Source organism: Streptomyces sp. NPDC059008 (assembly GCF_042749045.1).
GTDB lineage: Bacteria > Actinomycetota > Actinomycetes > Streptomycetales > Streptomycetaceae > Streptomyces.
In genome coordinates this window covers 37670-53924 of the sequence record NZ_JBHYJC010000042.1, presented here as the reverse complement: position 1 = coordinate 53924, position 16255 = coordinate 37670, and the positions used below count along the sequence as shown (strand labels likewise).

General features: G+C 71.9%; 14 protein-coding genes. 7 read left to right on the top strand and 7 right to left on the bottom strand.

Annotated elements, in window-relative coordinates; translation table 11 throughout:
* Positions 1-98: 98 nt before the first annotated feature.
* Both ACFWZH_RS32230 and ACFWZH_RS32225 read right to left on the bottom strand, forming a co-directional pair.
* Complete coding sequence (locus ACFWZH_RS32230; RefSeq protein WP_384439346.1) at positions 99-749, bottom strand: class I SAM-dependent methyltransferase; 651 nt, start codon at positions 747-749, stop codon at positions 99-101.
* Between the two features lie 326 nt (positions 750-1075).
* Positions 1076-1708, bottom strand: coding sequence for a TetR/AcrR family transcriptional regulator (locus ACFWZH_RS32225; protein ID WP_384439343.1), 633 nt, complete (start codon positions 1706-1708; stop codon positions 1076-1078).
* A gap of 256 nt (positions 1709-1964) precedes the next feature.
* On the opposite strand from ACFWZH_RS32225, the gene ACFWZH_RS32220 reads away from it, so the two are divergent.
* The 3 genes from ACFWZH_RS32220 to rph all read left to right on the top strand — a co-directional run bounded on the left by ACFWZH_RS32220 (position 1965) and on the right by rph (position 6190).
* Positions 1965-2741, top strand: a complete 777-nt coding sequence (locus ACFWZH_RS32220) for an SDR family oxidoreductase (protein ID WP_384439341.1) — start codon at positions 1965-1967, stop codon at positions 2739-2741.
* A 71-nt stretch (positions 2742-2812) separates the two neighbouring features.
* Positions 2813-3250 carry an SRPBCC family protein gene (locus ACFWZH_RS32215; protein WP_384439338.1) on the top strand — a complete coding sequence of 146 codons (438 nt, stop codon included), beginning with the start codon at positions 2813-2815 and terminating at the stop codon, positions 3248-3250.
* A 321-nt stretch (positions 3251-3571) separates the two neighbouring features.
* Positions 3572-6190, top strand: a complete 2619-nt coding sequence (gene rph, locus ACFWZH_RS32210; protein ID WP_384439335.1) for a rifamycin-inactivating phosphotransferase — start codon at positions 3572-3574, stop codon at positions 6188-6190.
* A gap of 89 nt (positions 6191-6279) precedes the next feature.
* Here the strand turns inward: rph and ACFWZH_RS32205 are convergent, their stop codons facing one another.
* Positions 6280-6483 carry a TetR/AcrR family transcriptional regulator C-terminal domain-containing protein gene (locus tag ACFWZH_RS32205; RefSeq protein WP_384439332.1) on the bottom strand — a complete coding sequence of 68 codons (204 nt, stop codon included), beginning with the start codon at positions 6481-6483 and terminating at the stop codon, positions 6280-6282.
* Between ACFWZH_RS32205 and ACFWZH_RS32200 the strand changes: the two genes are divergently transcribed.
* The 3 genes from ACFWZH_RS32200 to ACFWZH_RS32190 all read left to right on the top strand — a co-directional run bounded on the left by ACFWZH_RS32200 (position 6385) and on the right by ACFWZH_RS32190 (position 9513).
* The gene (locus ACFWZH_RS32200) at positions 6385-7911 is read left to right on the top strand and encodes an FAD-dependent monooxygenase (protein WP_384439329.1); all 1527 of its coding nucleotides are present in this window, start codon (positions 6385-6387) and stop codon (positions 7909-7911) included. The genes ACFWZH_RS32205 and ACFWZH_RS32200 overlap by 99 nt on opposite strands.
* 16 nt (positions 7912-7927) lie before the next feature.
* Positions 7928-8797, top strand: coding sequence for an LLM class F420-dependent oxidoreductase (locus ACFWZH_RS32195; RefSeq protein WP_384439326.1), 870 nt, complete (start codon positions 7928-7930; stop codon positions 8795-8797).
* Positions 8798-8952: 155 nt separating this feature from the next.
* The gene (locus ACFWZH_RS32190) at positions 8953-9513 is read left to right on the top strand and encodes a hypothetical protein (RefSeq protein WP_384439323.1); all 561 of its coding nucleotides are present in this window, start codon (positions 8953-8955) and stop codon (positions 9511-9513) included.
* A gap of 66 nt (positions 9514-9579) precedes the next feature.
* Here the strand turns inward: ACFWZH_RS32190 and ACFWZH_RS32185 are convergent, their stop codons facing one another.
* Complete coding sequence (locus ACFWZH_RS32185; protein ID WP_384439320.1) at positions 9580-10608, bottom strand: SMP-30/gluconolactonase/LRE family protein; 1029 nt, start codon at positions 10606-10608, stop codon at positions 9580-9582.
* A gap of 239 nt (positions 10609-10847) precedes the next feature.
* Here ACFWZH_RS32185 and ACFWZH_RS32180 point away from each other — a divergent pair, with 239 nt between their 5' ends.
* Positions 10848-11288, top strand: a complete 441-nt coding sequence (locus ACFWZH_RS32180; RefSeq protein WP_384439317.1) for a MarR family winged helix-turn-helix transcriptional regulator — start codon at positions 10848-10850, stop codon at positions 11286-11288.
* 45 nt (positions 11289-11333) lie between these two features.
* Here ACFWZH_RS32180 and ACFWZH_RS32175 read toward each other — a convergent pair whose 3' ends face one another.
* The 3 genes from ACFWZH_RS32175 to ACFWZH_RS32165 form a co-directional block, all read right to left on the bottom strand.
* The gene (locus ACFWZH_RS32175) at positions 11334-12506 is read right to left on the bottom strand and encodes an aromatic ring-hydroxylating dioxygenase subunit alpha (RefSeq protein ID WP_384439314.1); all 1173 of its coding nucleotides are present in this window, start codon (positions 12504-12506) and stop codon (positions 11334-11336) included.
* Positions 12507-12517: 11 nt separating this feature from the next.
* The gene (gene solA, locus ACFWZH_RS32170) at positions 12518-13705 is read right to left on the bottom strand and encodes an N-methyl-L-tryptophan oxidase (RefSeq protein WP_384439311.1); all 1188 of its coding nucleotides are present in this window, start codon (positions 13703-13705) and stop codon (positions 12518-12520) included.
* 87 nt (positions 13706-13792) lie between these two features.
* Positions 13793-16234 carry an FAD-dependent oxidoreductase gene (locus ACFWZH_RS32165; RefSeq protein ID WP_384439308.1) on the bottom strand — a complete coding sequence of 814 codons (2442 nt, stop codon included), beginning with the start codon at positions 16232-16234 and terminating at the stop codon, positions 13793-13795.
* Positions 16235-16255: the final 21 nt, after the last annotated feature.

Genomic DNA, 16255 nt, shown 5'->3' with positions numbered 1-16255 from the left:
CGGACGGCGGCGGTACACCCGGACGCGCACCGTCATGACCGCCCCTGTCCGGGGTGCGGCTCGGTCCAGCGCCTCGGTCGCTTGATGACCGTCCGCCGCTACCGCTCGTCGACGGCCGGCGGGCGGGCGACACCGATGATCGAGGGCGAGGCAGGATGGGGCCGCCCCTCGGGCAGGAACTCGAAGTGGCGCACCTTCTCGACGGTGAACCCGGCCTCCCTGATGGCGCGCTCCGTGTCCCGGGTGAGGTTGCAGCCGCCGCCCAGCCGTCGCCACAACGGGTTCAACAGCCGCTGCCATCGGAAGGCGGAGGGCTTCGGAGATCGGACATGCTCGTAGAAGCGCAGCTCACCGGTCGGCCTGAGTACCCGCGCGGCTTCCGCGAGCGCACCGGGGACATCCTCGATCGTGCACAGGACGAGTGACACCACGACCGCATCGACGCTGCCGTCCGCGACCGGCAACCGCTCGGCCCGGCCGGGCCGCACCTCCACCGTCACGGCAGCGTCGGCGGCGGCCCGTTCGGCGCGGGCACGCAGCCTCGGCTCCGGCTCCACGCCGATGACCTGGTCCACCTCCGTGGGATAGTGCCGGAAATTCGCGCCGGTACCCGCGCCGATCTCCACCACACGACCGCGTACACCCGCGAGCAACTCCCGGCGGTGCTCGATCGAACCATGCGCCTCCATATAGGCATTGATCTTCGGGTAGACGCGCGCGAACAGCGGATGCGAGACCGCCTTGACCATGCCGTGCTCCTCACCTGAGCAGTCGCCCTTACCGGAAGCAGTCCAGCACCGCTGCGAGTCGGCGCCCCTCGGCTCGCGGGTGGTTTCGCACGCTCCATCCCTTGGGCGGAACGACACGCCGGTCCTCGCCCGGTGAGGGCTTGGCCCGATTCGCAGTCCTGCCGGGCTGCGGTGCGGCGACCGGGCTGACAGGGTTGCCCGACGGCCGCCGTGCGGAGCGGTGTGACGAGCCGACCTGGGGCCCAGAGGCCTGACGATGTCGCGCAACGCCCGGGTTCGGTACGGGAGTTGGTCACGCGGGGTCGACCCCCGCGTGGACGTGCCGACTACTTGTCGACGGACGGCGCGGGCTTCGCCCGGAGCTCGTCGAGCCGCAGGAACGCCAGCGCGCGGCGCATCAGATCGACGAGTTCCTCGGGCTCGTCCTGCCAGGCCCAGTACTCCATGGTGACGGTGAACGCATCCAGCACCGCGGTGGTCAGCAGACGCACCTCGAGACTGTCGACAGGGGCGTGTGCGCGGGATGCCAGCGCGGGCGCGAGCCGTTCCTGCATCTCCCGGCCCGCGGCGAGCCAGCGCATCTTCAGGGCGGGGACGGTCCCCATGACCCGGACCAGCCGACGGGCCCGGGCGGCGTCCTCCAGGCGTCGCTCGGCCGTCGCGGTCCCGAAGGACGCCTCGACGGCGGCGCTGAGCGGTTCCGCGACCGGATGTTCCGCGAGGACGTCCACGAGTTGGCCGACGCTGGAGGCGTAGAGGGGGGTGAGGGCGTCCTCCTTCGCCGGGCAGTAGCGGTAGAAGGTGCGCAGGGAGACGCCCGCGGCCGAGGCGATGTCCTCGACCGTCGTCGTGTCGTAACCGCGGTCGGCGAAGAGGGTCGCCGCGGCCTCCGCGATCTCCAGTCGGGTCTGAAGGCGCCGATGTTCCGTCAGGGACGGACGTCCCCGCGCTGCCGCCATTGTGTACTCCTTGCCGTGCTCCGCCTCGGCCTTTATTGTCACAGACAGAATTTTTGGCACGCCATGCCAAAAAAGAGTATGTTGATCAACGACTGATCAGGAGCCGATCGGTGACCGGTGACCGGTGACCGGTGATGGGCGACCAGCGATCAGCGACCGGTGATCGGCGACCGGCCGCGTGCGGCCAACGGCCGAAACGCGCAGTGAACAGCGATCAGCGACCGGCGAACGTACAGCCCCAGAGAAGGAGCCGACCATGTCCCGCACCTACCTCATCACCGGATCCGCCTCCGGCATCGGCAAGGCCACCGCCACCCGGCTCAGGGAGCAGGGGAACACGGTCATCGGCGCCGACCTCAGGGACGCCGATATCGTGGCGGACCTCGCCACCCCCGACGGCCGGGCCCATCTGGTCGAGCGCGCACGCGAGTTGAGCGGTGGGCGGCTCGACGCCGTGATCGCGGGCGCCGGCCTCGCCGGTTTCGAACCGCGCGCCGTCAGCGTCAACTACTTCGGCGCGGTCGCCACCTTGGAGGGGCTGCGCCCCCTGCTGGCCGCCGGCACGGACCCACGCGCCGTCGTCATCGCCTCGGTCGCCTCCGTCCACCCTCACGACACGGCCATCGCCGAGGCGGCGCTCGCCGGTGACGAGGAAGCGGCGCTGGCCGCCGCCCAGGCAGCGGTCGACCGGGGAGAGGGCTATGCGATCTACGGCTCGACCAAGGCCGCCATGGCCCGATGGGTTCGCCGCACCGCCGTGACCGCCGACTGGGCGGGCGCCGGTATCCCCCTCAACGCCATCGCCCCCGGGACCGTCGTCACCCCGATGACCGAACCCATGCTGGCCAGCCCCGACCTGCGCAAGATCGTCGATGCGACCGTCCCCATGCCGCTCCACGGCCACGCCCAGCCGGCACAGATCGCTCCCCTCCTGGCCTGGCTCACCTCCCCGGAGAACGAACTGGTCACCGGCCAGGTCGTCTTCATCGACGGCGGGGCCGACGCCGTACTGCGCGGCGACGGAACGTGGTGAACCGTCGAGGGAAGCGACGGATCGAAGACCACCCGCAGTCATCGCAATCCGCAGTCATCGGAGGCCCTTCCGTGCACACCCTGACCCGTACCGCCGTCGTCACCGCCGACCCCGACGCCGTCTGGCGGATCATCGGCAGGTTCGGCGGCCTCGCCGACTGGCACCCCCTGCTGCCGCCGTCCGTGATCGAGGACGGCGCCGATCCCGAGACGCCCGGGGCGGTACAGGCCTTCTCCGTCAACGGCCAAGTGGTCATCCGGGAACGGCTCCTGGAGAAGGACGACGCGCGGCGGATGCTCCGCTACACGATCCATGAATCCGCCGCCCCCGTCTCCGACTACGTCTCCACGCTGTCCGTGCGGCCGCACGGGGCGGGCGCCGAGATCCGCTGGGTCGCGACATACGAGGCCGCCGACGCACTCGTCCCCGAGATCGAGAGGCAATTCGGCGACACCATCTACGCCACCGGCCTGAACGCCCTCAAGGAACGCTTCGCCCGGCCCGCGTAGGTCCTGGCCGCCGCACGGTTGATCTTCCACCGGTGGAGAGGACGGCAAAAGGCAAAGGCAAGGAGAGGTCTCTCCTTGCCACTCTCAACTTATAGCGCACTGGGGGGCTTGCGGCAAGGCCCGGGTGGTGGCGCAAAATCATCGGCCAAGGCCACAACCTGCAGAAATGGAGCACGACGTGCGTGTGTTGTCGACGTATGGGGGACGCGGTGACGTCGAACCGATGGGGGTGCCGACAAGGGGTTCGGCAGAGCTGGAGGCGCCGGTGACGCGATCGGCCGGTGCAGGGCGACGGGACACGACCGCCTCGGGGGTATCGCGATGATCGAGCAGTACGTGTGGGATCTTCACGAGGCCGACGAGACGCAGGTCGCGGTCGTCGGCGGCAAGGGCGCGCACCTGGGCGGGCTGTCGCGGATCGAGGGCATCCGCGTGCCGGCCGGCTTCTGCGTGACGACGGAGGCCTTTCGGCGGATCATGGCGGAAGCACCGTCGATCGACGAGCGGCTCGATCAGCTGTCGCGCCTGGACCCGGACGACCGGGAGGCGATCCGTACGCTCAGCGCGCAGATCCGCCGGACCATCGAAGGGATCGCCGTCCCGGACGACCTCACGGCGGCGATCACCCGCGCACTCGCCCGGCTCGATGAGCGAGCCGCCTACGCCGTCCGGTCCAGCGCGACGGCGGAGGACCTGCCGACGGCCTCGTTCGCCGGCCAGCAGGACACGTATCTGAACGTCGTGGGGCCGACGGCGGTCCTGCAGCACGTCAGCCGGTGCTGGGCCTCGCTGTTCACCGAGCGGGCCGTGACCTACCGCCAGCGCAACGGCATCGACCACCGTACGGTCCACATGGCGGTGGTCGTGCAGCAGATGGTCTTCCCGCACGCGTCCGGCATCCTGTTCACGGCCGACCCCGTCACGGGCAACCGGAAGGTCGCCACCGTGGACGCCGGGTTCGGCCTCGGCGAGGCCCTGGTCTCCGGCCTGGTGAACCCGGACGTCTTCAAGGTGCGGGACGGCGAAGTCGTCGGCAGGACGATCGCCGCCAAGGAGCGTGCCGTTCAGGCCCTGCCGGCCGGCGGTACGCAGGAAGTGGCGATCGACGCGCAGCGGCAGGAGCAGCCGGCGCTGTCGGATGCGCAGGTGGTGCGGCTCGTGCGGCTCGGGCGGCGGATCGAGGCGCACTTCGGCCGCCCGCAGGACATCGAATGGTGCCTGGTCGACGACGGCTTCCAGATCGTGCAGAGCCGGCCGATCACGACCTTGTTCCCCATCCCGGAGACCGGCGACGGCGACCAGGAGAATCACGTCTATGTCTCCGTCGGTCACGGGCAGATGATGACCGACCCCATGAAGCCGCTGGGGTTCTCCATGTGGCAGCTGACGGCGATGGTGCCGATGCACGAGGCCGGCGGGCGGCTGTTCGTCGATGTCACCCCGCGCCTGGCCGCGCCCGCGAGCCGCGCCGGCCTCCTGGACGTCCTCGGGAGGGGCGATCCGCTGATCAGGGACGCTCTGGAGACCGTCCTCGACCGCGACGACTTCGTCCCGTCGCTCCCGGACGCCCCTCCCGGCAAGCCACAGTCCGGCGGGCCGCCGGTCGGCGGCGGGTCCGCCCCGATCGAGCCCGATCCGGCCGTGGTCACCGAGCTGATCGAGCGCAGTCGGGCATCCGTCGCCGCTCTGGAGCGCGACATCCGGACGAAGACCGGACCGGCGCTGTTCGACTTCCTGCTGGAGGCCTTCGAGGAGCACAAGCGAGTCCTCGGTGATCCGCTGAGCATGCAGGCGATCATGGCGGGGATGGAGGCCACGTGGTGGCTCAACGACCAGCTGCGGGAGTGGCTGGGCGAGAAGAACGCGGCCGACACACTGACGCTGTCCGCCCCCGACAACGTCACGTCGGAGATGGGCCTGGCGCTGCTCGACGTCGCGGACGTGATCCGCCCGCATCCGGAGGTGGTGGCGTTCCTGGAGGGCGTCCAGGACGAGGGCTTCCTGGACGAGCTGGCGAAGCTCGCGGGCGGGACCGAGGCGCGCGACGCCCTGGAGGCCTACCTCGACCGGTACGGCATGCGCTGCGTCGGCGAGATCGACATCACGCGGCCGCGTTGGCGCGAGCGCCCCACCACGCTCGTGCCCGTGATCCTCGACAACGTCAGGAACTTCGAGCCGGGCGCCGCCGAGCGGCGCTTCGAGGAAGGCCGGCGGAAGGCGCAGGAGAAGGAACAGGAGGTGCTGTCACGCTTGCGGGCCCTGCCGGACGGGGACCGGAAAGCCGACGAGACCAAGCGGATGATCGACCGGGTCAGAACCTTCATCGGGTACCGGGAGTACCCGAAGTACGGCATCGTCAGCCGCTACTTCGTCTACAAGCAGGCCCTGTTGGCGGAAGCCGAGCGCCTCGTGAAGGCAGGCGTGCTTCCTGAGAAGGAGGACGCCTTCTACCTCACGTTCCAGGAGTTCCACGACGTCGTGCGCTCGCACCAGGTGGACGACCGGCTCGTCCAGCAGCGCAAGGACGCCTTCCGGTCGTACCACGCGCTCACCCCGCCCCGGGTGCTGACCTCGGACGGTGAGGCCGTCACCGGCGCGTACCGGCGCGACGACGTGCCGGCCGGCGCCCTGATCGGCCTGCCGGTGTCCGCCGGGACCGTCGAGGGAAGGGCCCGCGTCATCCTCGACATGGCGGAGGCCGATCTCGAAGCGGGCGACATCCTGGTCACGCCCTTCACGGACCCCAGCTGGTCGCCGCTGTTCGTCGGCATCGCGGGCCTGGTGACGGAGGTGGGCGGGCTGATGACCCATGGCGCGGTGATCGCCCGGGAGTACGGTTTGCCGGCCGTCGTGGGCGTGGAGCGGGCGACCCGGCTGATCCGGGACGGGCAGCGGATCCGCGTGCACGGAACCGACGGGTACATCGAGATCCTGCCCTGACCGACCACGGCGCGAAGGCGTGGCCCGAGGGACCGGCACCTCCGCGGTCACGTCGTCGCAGCCGAGTGGGCATGCGCCGGTACCGGTCGTCAGATCCTCGCCCGTAGCCCCTCGATCAGCAGGCCGAGTCCGAACTCGAAGTGCGCCGAGAGATCCGTGCTGGTCAGCGCCGGCAGCGCGGCGGCGAGGTGCGGATGGCCGCCCGCCGTCACCGCGTCGCGCAGCGCTCCGGGGTCGGCCGGGCCGCCGCCGTTCCCCGGCTGGAGGGCGGCCTGCTCCTCCAGGGCCTGCATCCGCGCAGCGTGGAGCTGCTCGACCAGCGCGGACTGCTCGACCGGTTCCTGCCGCACGGCCGGGCGGTGCCCGGCTGGCGCTTCGCTCAGCTGCCGACGCGGCTGGACTTCACCGGCCTCGACTCCCGGCACGGGTACACCCTTTTCCTGGCACAGGCGCAGACCGAGGCACTGCTCGCGGAACGGGCGCGCGAGCTGGGCGCGGAGATCCTGCGCGGATACGAGACCGTCGGACTGAGCCAGGACTCCGAAGGGGTGGCGGTGGACGTGCGCGGGCCCGGCGGCGTGGACACCGTGCGCGCGCTGTACGCGGTCGGGTGCGACGGCGGGCGGAGCATCGTACGGCAGGCCGCCGGCATCGACTTCCCCGGTACCGACGAGACCCTGACCGGGATGCTGGGCGACTTCGCCGTCGTCGGTGCGCCGCCGGCCGCGCTGGAAGCCGCCCAGGACGGTGGTGTGCTCATCGCGCCGCTGGAGGGCGGCCTCACCCGGTTCGTCCTGATGGACCCGGAGCGCATGCGGGTGCCGGCCGGGGAGCCGGTGCCCCCGGAGGAGTTCCGTGCGTCGTTGGTCCGGATCTGCGGCAGTGACCTCGGGGTGGCCGATCCCCGCTGGCTGTCGCGCTTCGGCAACGCCACGCGGCTCGCGGAGAGTTACCGCTCCGGCCGCGTCCTGCTTGCGGGCGATGCCGCGCACATCCACTTCCCCGCGGCGGGCCAGGGCCTCAACACCGGGCTCCAGGACGCGATGAACCTGGGCTGGAGACTGGCCGCCGTGGTCAACGGCTGGGCACGGACCGGGCTGTTGGACGGCTACGACGAGGAGCGCAGGCCGGTCGGCCGGGCGGTCACCGAGAACACCGAGGTCCAGACACTGCTCGCGGAGCTGACCCTCATCCCCCAGTACCGACGCCCCGGCGCGGCCCTGCGCAGGCTCCTCGACGAACTCCTCGGCATGGCGGAGGTCAATCGCCGCCTCACCGCACAGGTCTCCGCACTCGGCACCGTCTACCCTCCCGCGGCCCCCGGGGCCGATCCGCTGGTGGGACGGCGGATGCCCGACATCGGGCTGACCACCACGGGGTCCGACGCGACACGGGTCTACGACCTGCTCCCCGACGGCCGGTTCGTCCACCTCGACCTCGCCGGCGACCCGGACCTCCACGAGGCCGTCCCGCCGAACTGGGGCTCACACGTCAAGGCCGTCACCGCCACCGAGCACGACGACCACCCCGCTCTCGACGGCGTCGCCGAAGTCCTCGTGCGCCCCGACGGCCACATCGCCTGGGCCACGCGCACCACCGACCTCGCCGCACGCCGTGACGAGCGGCACGCGGCACTGGCCGAGTGGGCCGGAACGGCGGCCGCGGGCGGCGCGCCACGTCACCCGGGCACGTCCGTGCTGCGCGCTTCGGGCTTAGGGTGACGCCCGGAGGTGGAGTATGCGAGTGGCGTTGCATGCGCTCGGTATCGGTGACGGTGCCCGCCCCGAGGTGATCCGTGCGGTGGCCACGGCCGCGGAGACGCACGGCTTCGCGAGGCTCTGGTGCGGCGAGCACGTGGTGCTCGTGGACGCGCCCGCCTCCCGCTACCCCTACTCCGCGGACGGCCGGATCGCCGTGCCCGCGGACGCGGACTGGCTGGACCCGCTGCTCGCCCTGACCTTCGCGGCGGCGGTCACCAGCCGCATCGAGCTCGCCTCCGGCGTACTCCTGCTGCCTGAGCACCACCCGGTCCTGGTCGCCAAGCAGGCCGCCACACTCGACGTGCTCTCCGCCGGGCGGTTCAGCCTCGGGGTCGGGGTCGGCTGGTCGGCCGAGGAATTCGCAGCGCTCGGAGTCCCCTTCGCCGGGCGCGGGCGGCGCACCGAAGAGTACCTCGCCGCGATGCGCACCCTCTGGGCCGAGGACCCGGCCTCCTTCACAGGGGAGTTCACCCGCTTCGACGCGATCCGGGTCAACCCCAAGCCGCTGCGCGGCGGCCGGCTCCCGGTCGTGGTCGGCGGCAACAGCGACGCCGCCTTGCGCCGCGCGGTCACCCACGCCGACGGCTGGTACGGCTTCAACGTCCCGGCCGCCGACGTCCCGGCACGCCTCGCCGTCCTCGCCGACGAATGCGCCCGCCACGGTCGCGCATTCGACGAGCTCACCGTCGCCGTCGCGCTCGGCGACGGCGCCCCGGAGCACCTCCCCGCACTCGCCGCTGCGGGCGTCACCGAACTCGTCGTCGTCGGCGCACCCCCGCCCGGCCCCGACGCGGCGGCCACCTGGGTCGCGGAACTCGCCCGGACCTGGATCCGCCCGGAGGAATGACCGGGCCCGGCGGGGACACCAGCCGCGCGGTTCCATGCCCGCAAGGCGCTGCGGGCACTTCGGGTCGCCGCGTGCGCCTGGGCCGGCTCGGGAACCGTTCCCGCGGATCCAGCGTGACCTCTTGACGTGTTGTCGGCTGGTGGTGAGGGGACCGAATGAGCGCGCGGACGATGGTGAGCGTGGCGGTAACGGCCTGTGTGGCGCTGGTGGCGTGCGCGTGCGGTCCCGACGCGGCGAAGGAGGACACGGACCCGAAGCCTTCGCAGTCGTCCGCGTCCACGCGGGCCGAAGAGCCGTCGGCCACACCGTCGGGGCCCGGTCGGCCCGCGAAGCCGTCGGCCGAGCCGACCGGCGCCCGGCCCGCGCCGAGGACGAAGCAGGGCGCGATCCGGCGGTACGAGCAGTACCTCCACGCCCTGGGCCGTGAGGACATCGACATGGTCTGCGAGGTGGCCGGGCCCGCCGCGAAGAAGGCGCAGGACCAGGGGCTCGGCCCGTGCACGTCGACGTACACCGCCGTGTTCCAGATGATCTCGCCCGCGCAGAAGAAGGCCCTGAAAACCGCGACGGTCGACCCACAGCGCATCGCCGTGCGCACGCCCGACAAGATCGAGATGCCGGTCGCAGCGGTCCGGGCCTCCGCCACCTTCTCCGAGAGCGACCTCGGCAGCTACACCCTGGAGTACCTCAGGAACGAGTGGTACATCACCGACTGAACCCGACGCACCGGCCACCCGCTCACGACGTCGCACGCGGTCACCACGGCCGACCGGCTACCGGCGTCAGATCCCGTCCACGGCCGCGACCGAGAACGGTGTCTGCGGGGTGCCGGGGCCCATGGGGCCGCCCTTGTCGAACTGGGAGCGGACCACCAGGGTGCGGCCGTGCTGCCGTACGAGGGTGGTGGGGACCTGGAGGGCGGTGTCGGTGACCTGGCGCTCCATACGGGCGGCGGTGCCGTCGGCGAGGAGCCGCCAACGGCTCACCGTGTTCCGGGTGTTGTGGGCCGCCCACAGGGTGCCGTGGCGCAGGTCGAGCCCGTCGGCCAGGAGCATGCTGCCGCCGTGGAGGGCGAGGCGCGTGAGGGCGCCGGAGGGGAGCCCGATGCGGTAGAGGTCGCCGCCGTTCGAGTCGGCTGCCAGAAGGTAGCGTCCGGCGGGGTCGGCGACGATGCCGTTGAGGGTGTAGCCGTCGGGGTCGTGCGGGGCGAGGACGCCGGAGAGGTCGGCGTACACGGTGAGCGTGCCGCGGCCCGTGCCCGTCGTGGCGCGCGCGAGCTGGTCCGGGGTGACGCGGTAGATCACGGCGCGGGCGCTGTCGGTGAGGTAGGCGCTGCCGTCCGGGGCGACGGCCAGGTCGTTGACGAAGGTCCGGGCGTCGCCGGGGACGGCGAAGCGGGCGAGGAGGCGGGGCCGGCGCAGGTCGTACACGGCGACGCCGGTGGTGGAGTCGATCACCCACAGGCGCCCCGCGCGGTCCACCTTCAGGCCGTTGGCCGTGTGGCGGCCGTCCGCACCGGCGGGCAGGAAGACCTTCGCGGCGCGATGGCCGGGGGTGATCCGGTAGACGGCCCCGGTGGCGTAGGAGCCCACGTAGAGGTCCCCGGTCCGCCGGTCCTCGGCGATGCCTTCCGGGTAGGCGCGGTCGTCCGGCAGGTCGTGGACGGCGTGGACCCGGGGGTGGGGGCCGTTCCGGGGGGCGTGCCCCGCCGCGTCGGGCACGGCCCCCGGCGTCGCGGCGGCCGGCACGGCGGTGGTGAGGGTGAGGGTGAGCGCGGCAAGGGCGGTGAGGCGGCGTCGCAGGGGGCGCATCGCGGGCCTTTCTCCTGGGACCGACGAGGGTCGGCGGCTGCGTGGTGGGGGCCGTCCGGTGGCGCGCAGCGGATCGCGGATCGTGGACCACAGGAGGCTGAGCACCAACTTAAGTTAGAACTCTAATGCTCGTCAATGCTCTAACTAAAACTAAGGGGCTAATGATGAGCGCGGGCGGATCGTCTCGCCGGGCGCACGCGCCATCGCTCCTCGTCCGGCCCGCTCGTTACGATGCGGGGATGACCTCCATGCCCGCCGACGAGCGTCTCGGATCGCATATCAAGCGCGCCGAACAGGCCCTCAATGCGACCAAGTACGCCGTGCTCAAGCCGGCCGGCCTGACCGTCGCGCAGTACGCCGCGCTGCTGTTCCTCACGGAGCAGCCGGGGATCTCGGCCGCGGCGCTGGCCAGGGCGTGCGGGGTCACGCCCCCGACCATGAACACCGTGCTGAAGAACCTCCAGGAACGCGGGCTGATCGAACGCACTCCGCACCGGTGGCACAAGAACGTTCTGGAGACCCGCCTCACCGACGAGGGCACCAGGGTCATGGCCGACGCGGACGCCCGCGCCATCCGGGTCGAGCGGGCCCTTGCGGCGGAGTTCAGCGACGCGGAGCGGGAATCGCTGGTCGCGCTCCTGGGCCGGTGCGTGGGCCTCCTGGAGTCCGTCCGGCCGTAGGCCCCCTCCGCAAGGCCAGGTCAGACCAGATCGGCTCAGATCAGGTCAGCCGCGCTCCCCCGCCAGGCGGTCGGTGACCCAGCGGTGGAAGGCACCGATGTGGTGCTCGCTGGGCACCAGCACCCCGCCGTCGCGGTAGGCGCGGGAGTGCATGGCGGGCTGGGTCCGCTCGCAGGCGTCGAAGTCCTGGGTGTTGACCCGGTGGAAGAGCTCGACGGACCGGGAGACGTCGGCGCCGGAGTCGACGACCTCGGGCAGATACAGCCAGTCGCACTCGACGAGGGTGCGGTCGGGGGCCGTGGGGAACATCCGGTGGACGATGACGTGGTCGGGGACGAGGTTGACGAACACCTGCGGCCGGACGGTGAGCGCGTAGTAGCGGCGGTCCTGGACGTCCTCGATGCCGGGCAGCCGGCCGAAGCCCTCGCCGCCGTCGACGGTGAACCCCGCGGCCTCCGCGGCGAACTCAGCGCCATGGCCGACGTAGTACTGGGCGGCGAAGCCGTCGGCGAACTCCGGGAGGACGTCGGTGAGTTCGGGGTGGATGGTGGCGCAGTGGTAGCACTCCATGAAGTTCTCGATGATGAGCTTCCAGTTGGCGCGCACGTCGTAGCCGATGCGCCGGCCGAGGGCGAGTCCTTCGGTGCGGTAGCGGTCGATGGCGGCCGGGTCCCCCAGCCGCTCGACGGCCGCGCCGATCACGGTGTCCTCGAAGGACGGCGGGTCGTCGGCCAGACACACCCAGGCGTAGCCGAGCCACTCGCGCAGCGGGACGGTCACCAGGCCGCGCTCGGTGCGGTCGATGTCCGGCATCTTCTGCAGGTTGGGGGCGGCGATCAGGCGTCCGTCGAGGTCGTAGGTCCAGGCGTGGTAGGGGCACTGGAGGTTGCGGCGGACCTCGCCGGACTCCTCGGTGCACAGCTGCGCGCCGCGGTGGCGGCAGATGTTGAGGAAGGCGCGCAGCTCACCGGCGCGGTTGCGGGTGATCAGTACGCTCTCCCGGCCGACCCGGACCGTGCGCAAGGCGCCGGGCCGGCCCAGGTCGGCGCTGCGTACCGCGCAGAACCACAGGCGTTCGAAGATCTTCTCCTGCTCCTGGCGGAAGATCTCGGGGTCGGTGTAGTAGTGGCCGGCGAGGGTGCTGATCAGGCTCGGGGCGACGCCGGTCGCGGGCCCGGCGGGCGCCGCCGGCACGGACTCGGTGGGTGTGGTCGTCATGGGTGCTCTCCTCAAACGGCCGCGGCGGCGGGCCGGCCGGGGGGCGTTCCGGCGAAGCGGCGGGAAGGGTCGAACAGCTCGATGGGGTGCGCGGTGGCACCGGTCAGCGCGAGATCGGCGACGATCTCCCCGACGACCGGTACGAACTTGAAGCCGTGCCCGGAGAAGCCGCAGGCGACGGTCACCGTCCCCGGGTGCGCGGGGTGCCGGGTGATCACGAAGTGCTCGTCGGGGGTGTTGGAGTACATGCAGGTGGCGGCCTTGAGGAAGCGGCCGGGCAGGGCCGGGATGCGCGGGGCGAGCTGGTCGGCCATGGCGCGTACCTCGTGGTCGTGCACGGTGCGTTCGATGGTCTCGGGGGTGCAGACGGTGCCCTTGCGGAAGAACGCGACCTTGGCGCCGCCCTCGGGGCCGTCGATCGACGGGAAGCCGTAGATCTGGACGCCCCGCGCGTCCTCCCAGATGTAGATCGGATGCCGCTCGGGGACGAACGGCGCGGTGCCGCCGTCGGGTGCGAACCAGTACATGACCTGCCGTTCGATGGTGAACGGCACGCCCAGGTCGGTGAGCAGCGCAGGCGCCCAGGCGCCCGGGCAGATCACCAACTGCCCTGCGGTGTAGGTGTCTTCGGGGGTGTGGACGCGGACGCCGGCACCGCCGGGAAGCTCCTCCCAACGGGTGACCGGCTCCTCGAAGTGCAGCTCGGCACCGTCCTGGGTGGCGAGTCGGACGTGGGCGGCGACGGTGTACTCCGGCCGGACGAGCCCGGCCCGCGCCTCGTACAGCGCGACCTCGTCGTCGGCGGGGGTGAGGGTGGGAAAGCGGCGGCGGATCTCCTTGGCGTCGAGCATCTCGTGCGGCAGGTCCCACTGCCGGGCGGACTGCAGACTGCCGCTGACGGTGCGGCTGTCGGGGCGGCCGACCATCACCCCGCCGCACAGGGTGGCGATCTCACGGCCGGTGGCCCGCTCCAGCTTGTCGTACAGCTCGTACGAGCGCAGCAGCAGCGGCACGTAGGCCGGGTCCTCGAAGTAGGACTGGCGGATGATGCGCGAACCACCGTGGCTGGAGCCGCGGTTGTGCACCGGGCCGAACCTCTCCAGGCCCAGGACCCGTGCGCCGCGGGCGGCGAGATGGTGGGCCGCGGCGCTGCCCATGCCGCCGAGCCCGAGGACGATGACGTCGTACGTGGGGGACACAGTGGCCTCCTGGCGCGTATGGCGCGTCTGTGGTGTGCGGGCCCGTCCGGCCCCGATCGACCGGACGGGGCCCGCAGGGGTGTCTCGCTAGCGGCGGATGCGGGTCATCTTCGGGTCGAAGAGCGGCTCGTCGGCGACGGTCGCCGGGACCTTCTCGCCGAAGTACTCGATGTGCACACCGGTGCCGGTGGCGAGCGGCGGCAGCCAGGCGTAGGCGACGCAGCGGCCCAGCGTGTAGCCGTACGAAGCGCTGGTCACATAGCCCGCGGGCGCACCGCCGAGGTACACCGGCTCCTTGCCCAGGACGTTGGCGGCGGGGTCGTCGAGCAGCAGCGCGGTCAGTTTGCGGGTGAGGGGGCGGTTCGCGTCGAGTGCGGCCCGGCCCACGAACTCCTTGTCCGCCCGGACCGCGAAGCCGACCCCCGCCTCGTGCGGGTCGTGCTCGGCGGTCATGTCGGCGCCCCAGGCGCGGTAGCCCTTCTCCAGGCGCAGGCTGTTGAAGGCCGAGCGGCCGGCCGCGATCACGCCGAGTTCCCGGCCCGCCTCCCACAGGGTGTCCCAGAGCCGCAGTCCCAGGTCGGCGGTGGTGTACAGCTCCCAGCCCAGCTCACCGACGTACGACAGGCGCATCGCCGTCACCGGCACATGGCCCAGGTGGGTGTGCTTCGCGCGGAAGTAGCCGAAGCCCTCGTGGGAGAAGTCGTCGCGGGTCAGCGGCTGGACGAGGTCGCGAGCGAGCGGCCCCCACACGCCGACGCAGCAGGTGCCGGAGGTGATGTCGCGGACCTCGACGCCGTCCGGCGCGTGCCGCAGCAGCCAGTCGAGGTCGGCCGGGGAGTTGGCGCCGACCTGGAAGCGGTCGGGGGCCAGGCGGGCGACGGTGAGGTCGGAGCGGATACCGCCGGTCTCGTCCAGGAGCAGGGTGTAGGTGACCGCGCCGGGCTTCTTGCGGAGGTTGTTGGTGGTCATACGGTCCAGGAAGTCCAGCGCGCCCCGGCCGGTGACCTCCAGCCTGCGCAGCGGGGTCATGTCGTACAGCGCGACCTTCTCGCGGGTCGCCTTCGCCTCGGCGGCGGCGATCGGCGACCAGTAGCGGGCGGACCAGGCGTCGCGCTCGGGGAGGCGGAGTCCCTCGCTGAGCGGGGCGTTGGCCTCGTACCAGTGGGGGCGCTCCCAGCCGCCGCTTTCGAGGAAGTACGCGCCGAGCTGCTGCTGGCGCGCGTGGAAGGGGCTGGTGCGCAGCGGTCGGGGCTGCTCCATGGGCTGCAGGGGGTGGAGGACGTCATAGACCTCGATGAAGTTCTGGGCGCCGCGGTCGGCGACGTAGGCGGGCGAGCGCTGGGCGTCCTCGAAGCGGTGGAGGTCGCACTCGTGGATGTCGGTGGCGGGCCGGCCGTCCGTCATCCACTCGGCGACGGCCTTCGCGACGCCCGCGGAGTGGGTGACCCAGACCGCCTCGGCGAGCCAGAATCCCCGCAGTGCGCGGGATTCGCCGAGCACCGGCATCCCGTCGGGGGTGAAGGAGAAGACGCCGTTGAAGCCCTCGGCCACCTCCGACGCGCCCAGCGCGGGCAGCAGGGTGACGCTGTCCTGCCAGCTCGGCGCGAAGTCGTCCTCGGTGAAGGGCAGCGACGACGGCATGACGGGAGCTTCGTCGAAGGCGGCGACGGTGAAGGGGTCGACGGGCATCGGGCGGTGGGCGTAGGAGCCGATGCCGATGCGGTCGGTGTGTTCACGGAAGTACAGGTCGCGGTCCTGGAAGCGCAGGATCGGCCGGCTCGCCTCGGTACGGGGGTCGTTGACACCCGCGAGCTCGGGAAGCGGTGCGGTCCTGGCGTACTGGTGGGCGAGCGGGAGCAGGGGCACGTCCACCCCGGCCATCGCGCCGATCACCGGACCCCAGAAGCCGGCGGCCGAGACGACATGGTCGGCGGGGAAGCTGCCCCGGTCGGTGACGACGCCGGTGACCTGGCCGTTCTCCCGCTCGATGCCGGTGACGGTGTGCCGTTCCAGGAAGCGGGCGCCGTGCCGCGCGGCCCGCTCCATCTGGGAACGGCAGGCGAGCAGGGCGCGGGCCAGTCCGTCGTCGGGGGTGTGGAAGCCGCCGTGGAGCACGGTCTCGTCGAGCATCGGCCAGAGCCGCTTGCACTGCCGCGGAGTGAGGAGTTCCCCGCGCACGCCCCAGGAGGCGGCGAGTCCGGCCTTGCGGTGCAGATCGGCCCAGCGGGCTTCGGTGGTGGCGACCTCCAGACCGCCGACCGGGTTGAAGCAGGGCAGTCCGTCGACCTCCAGGGAGCCGAACTTCTGCACCGTGTACGCGGCGAACTCGGTCATGGTCTTGGAGGGGCTGGTCTGGAAGACCAGGCCCGGGGCGTGCGAGGTGGAGCCGCCGGGGGCCGGCAGCGGGCCCTGTTCGAGGACGGTGACGTCGGTCCAGCCGCGGGCGGTCAGCTCATCGGCGAGCGAGCAGCCGACGATGCCGGCGCCGATGACAACCACACGGGAACTGTTGGCGGGCGTGCGGGACATGCCCCTCCTCCTGCTGGTCGG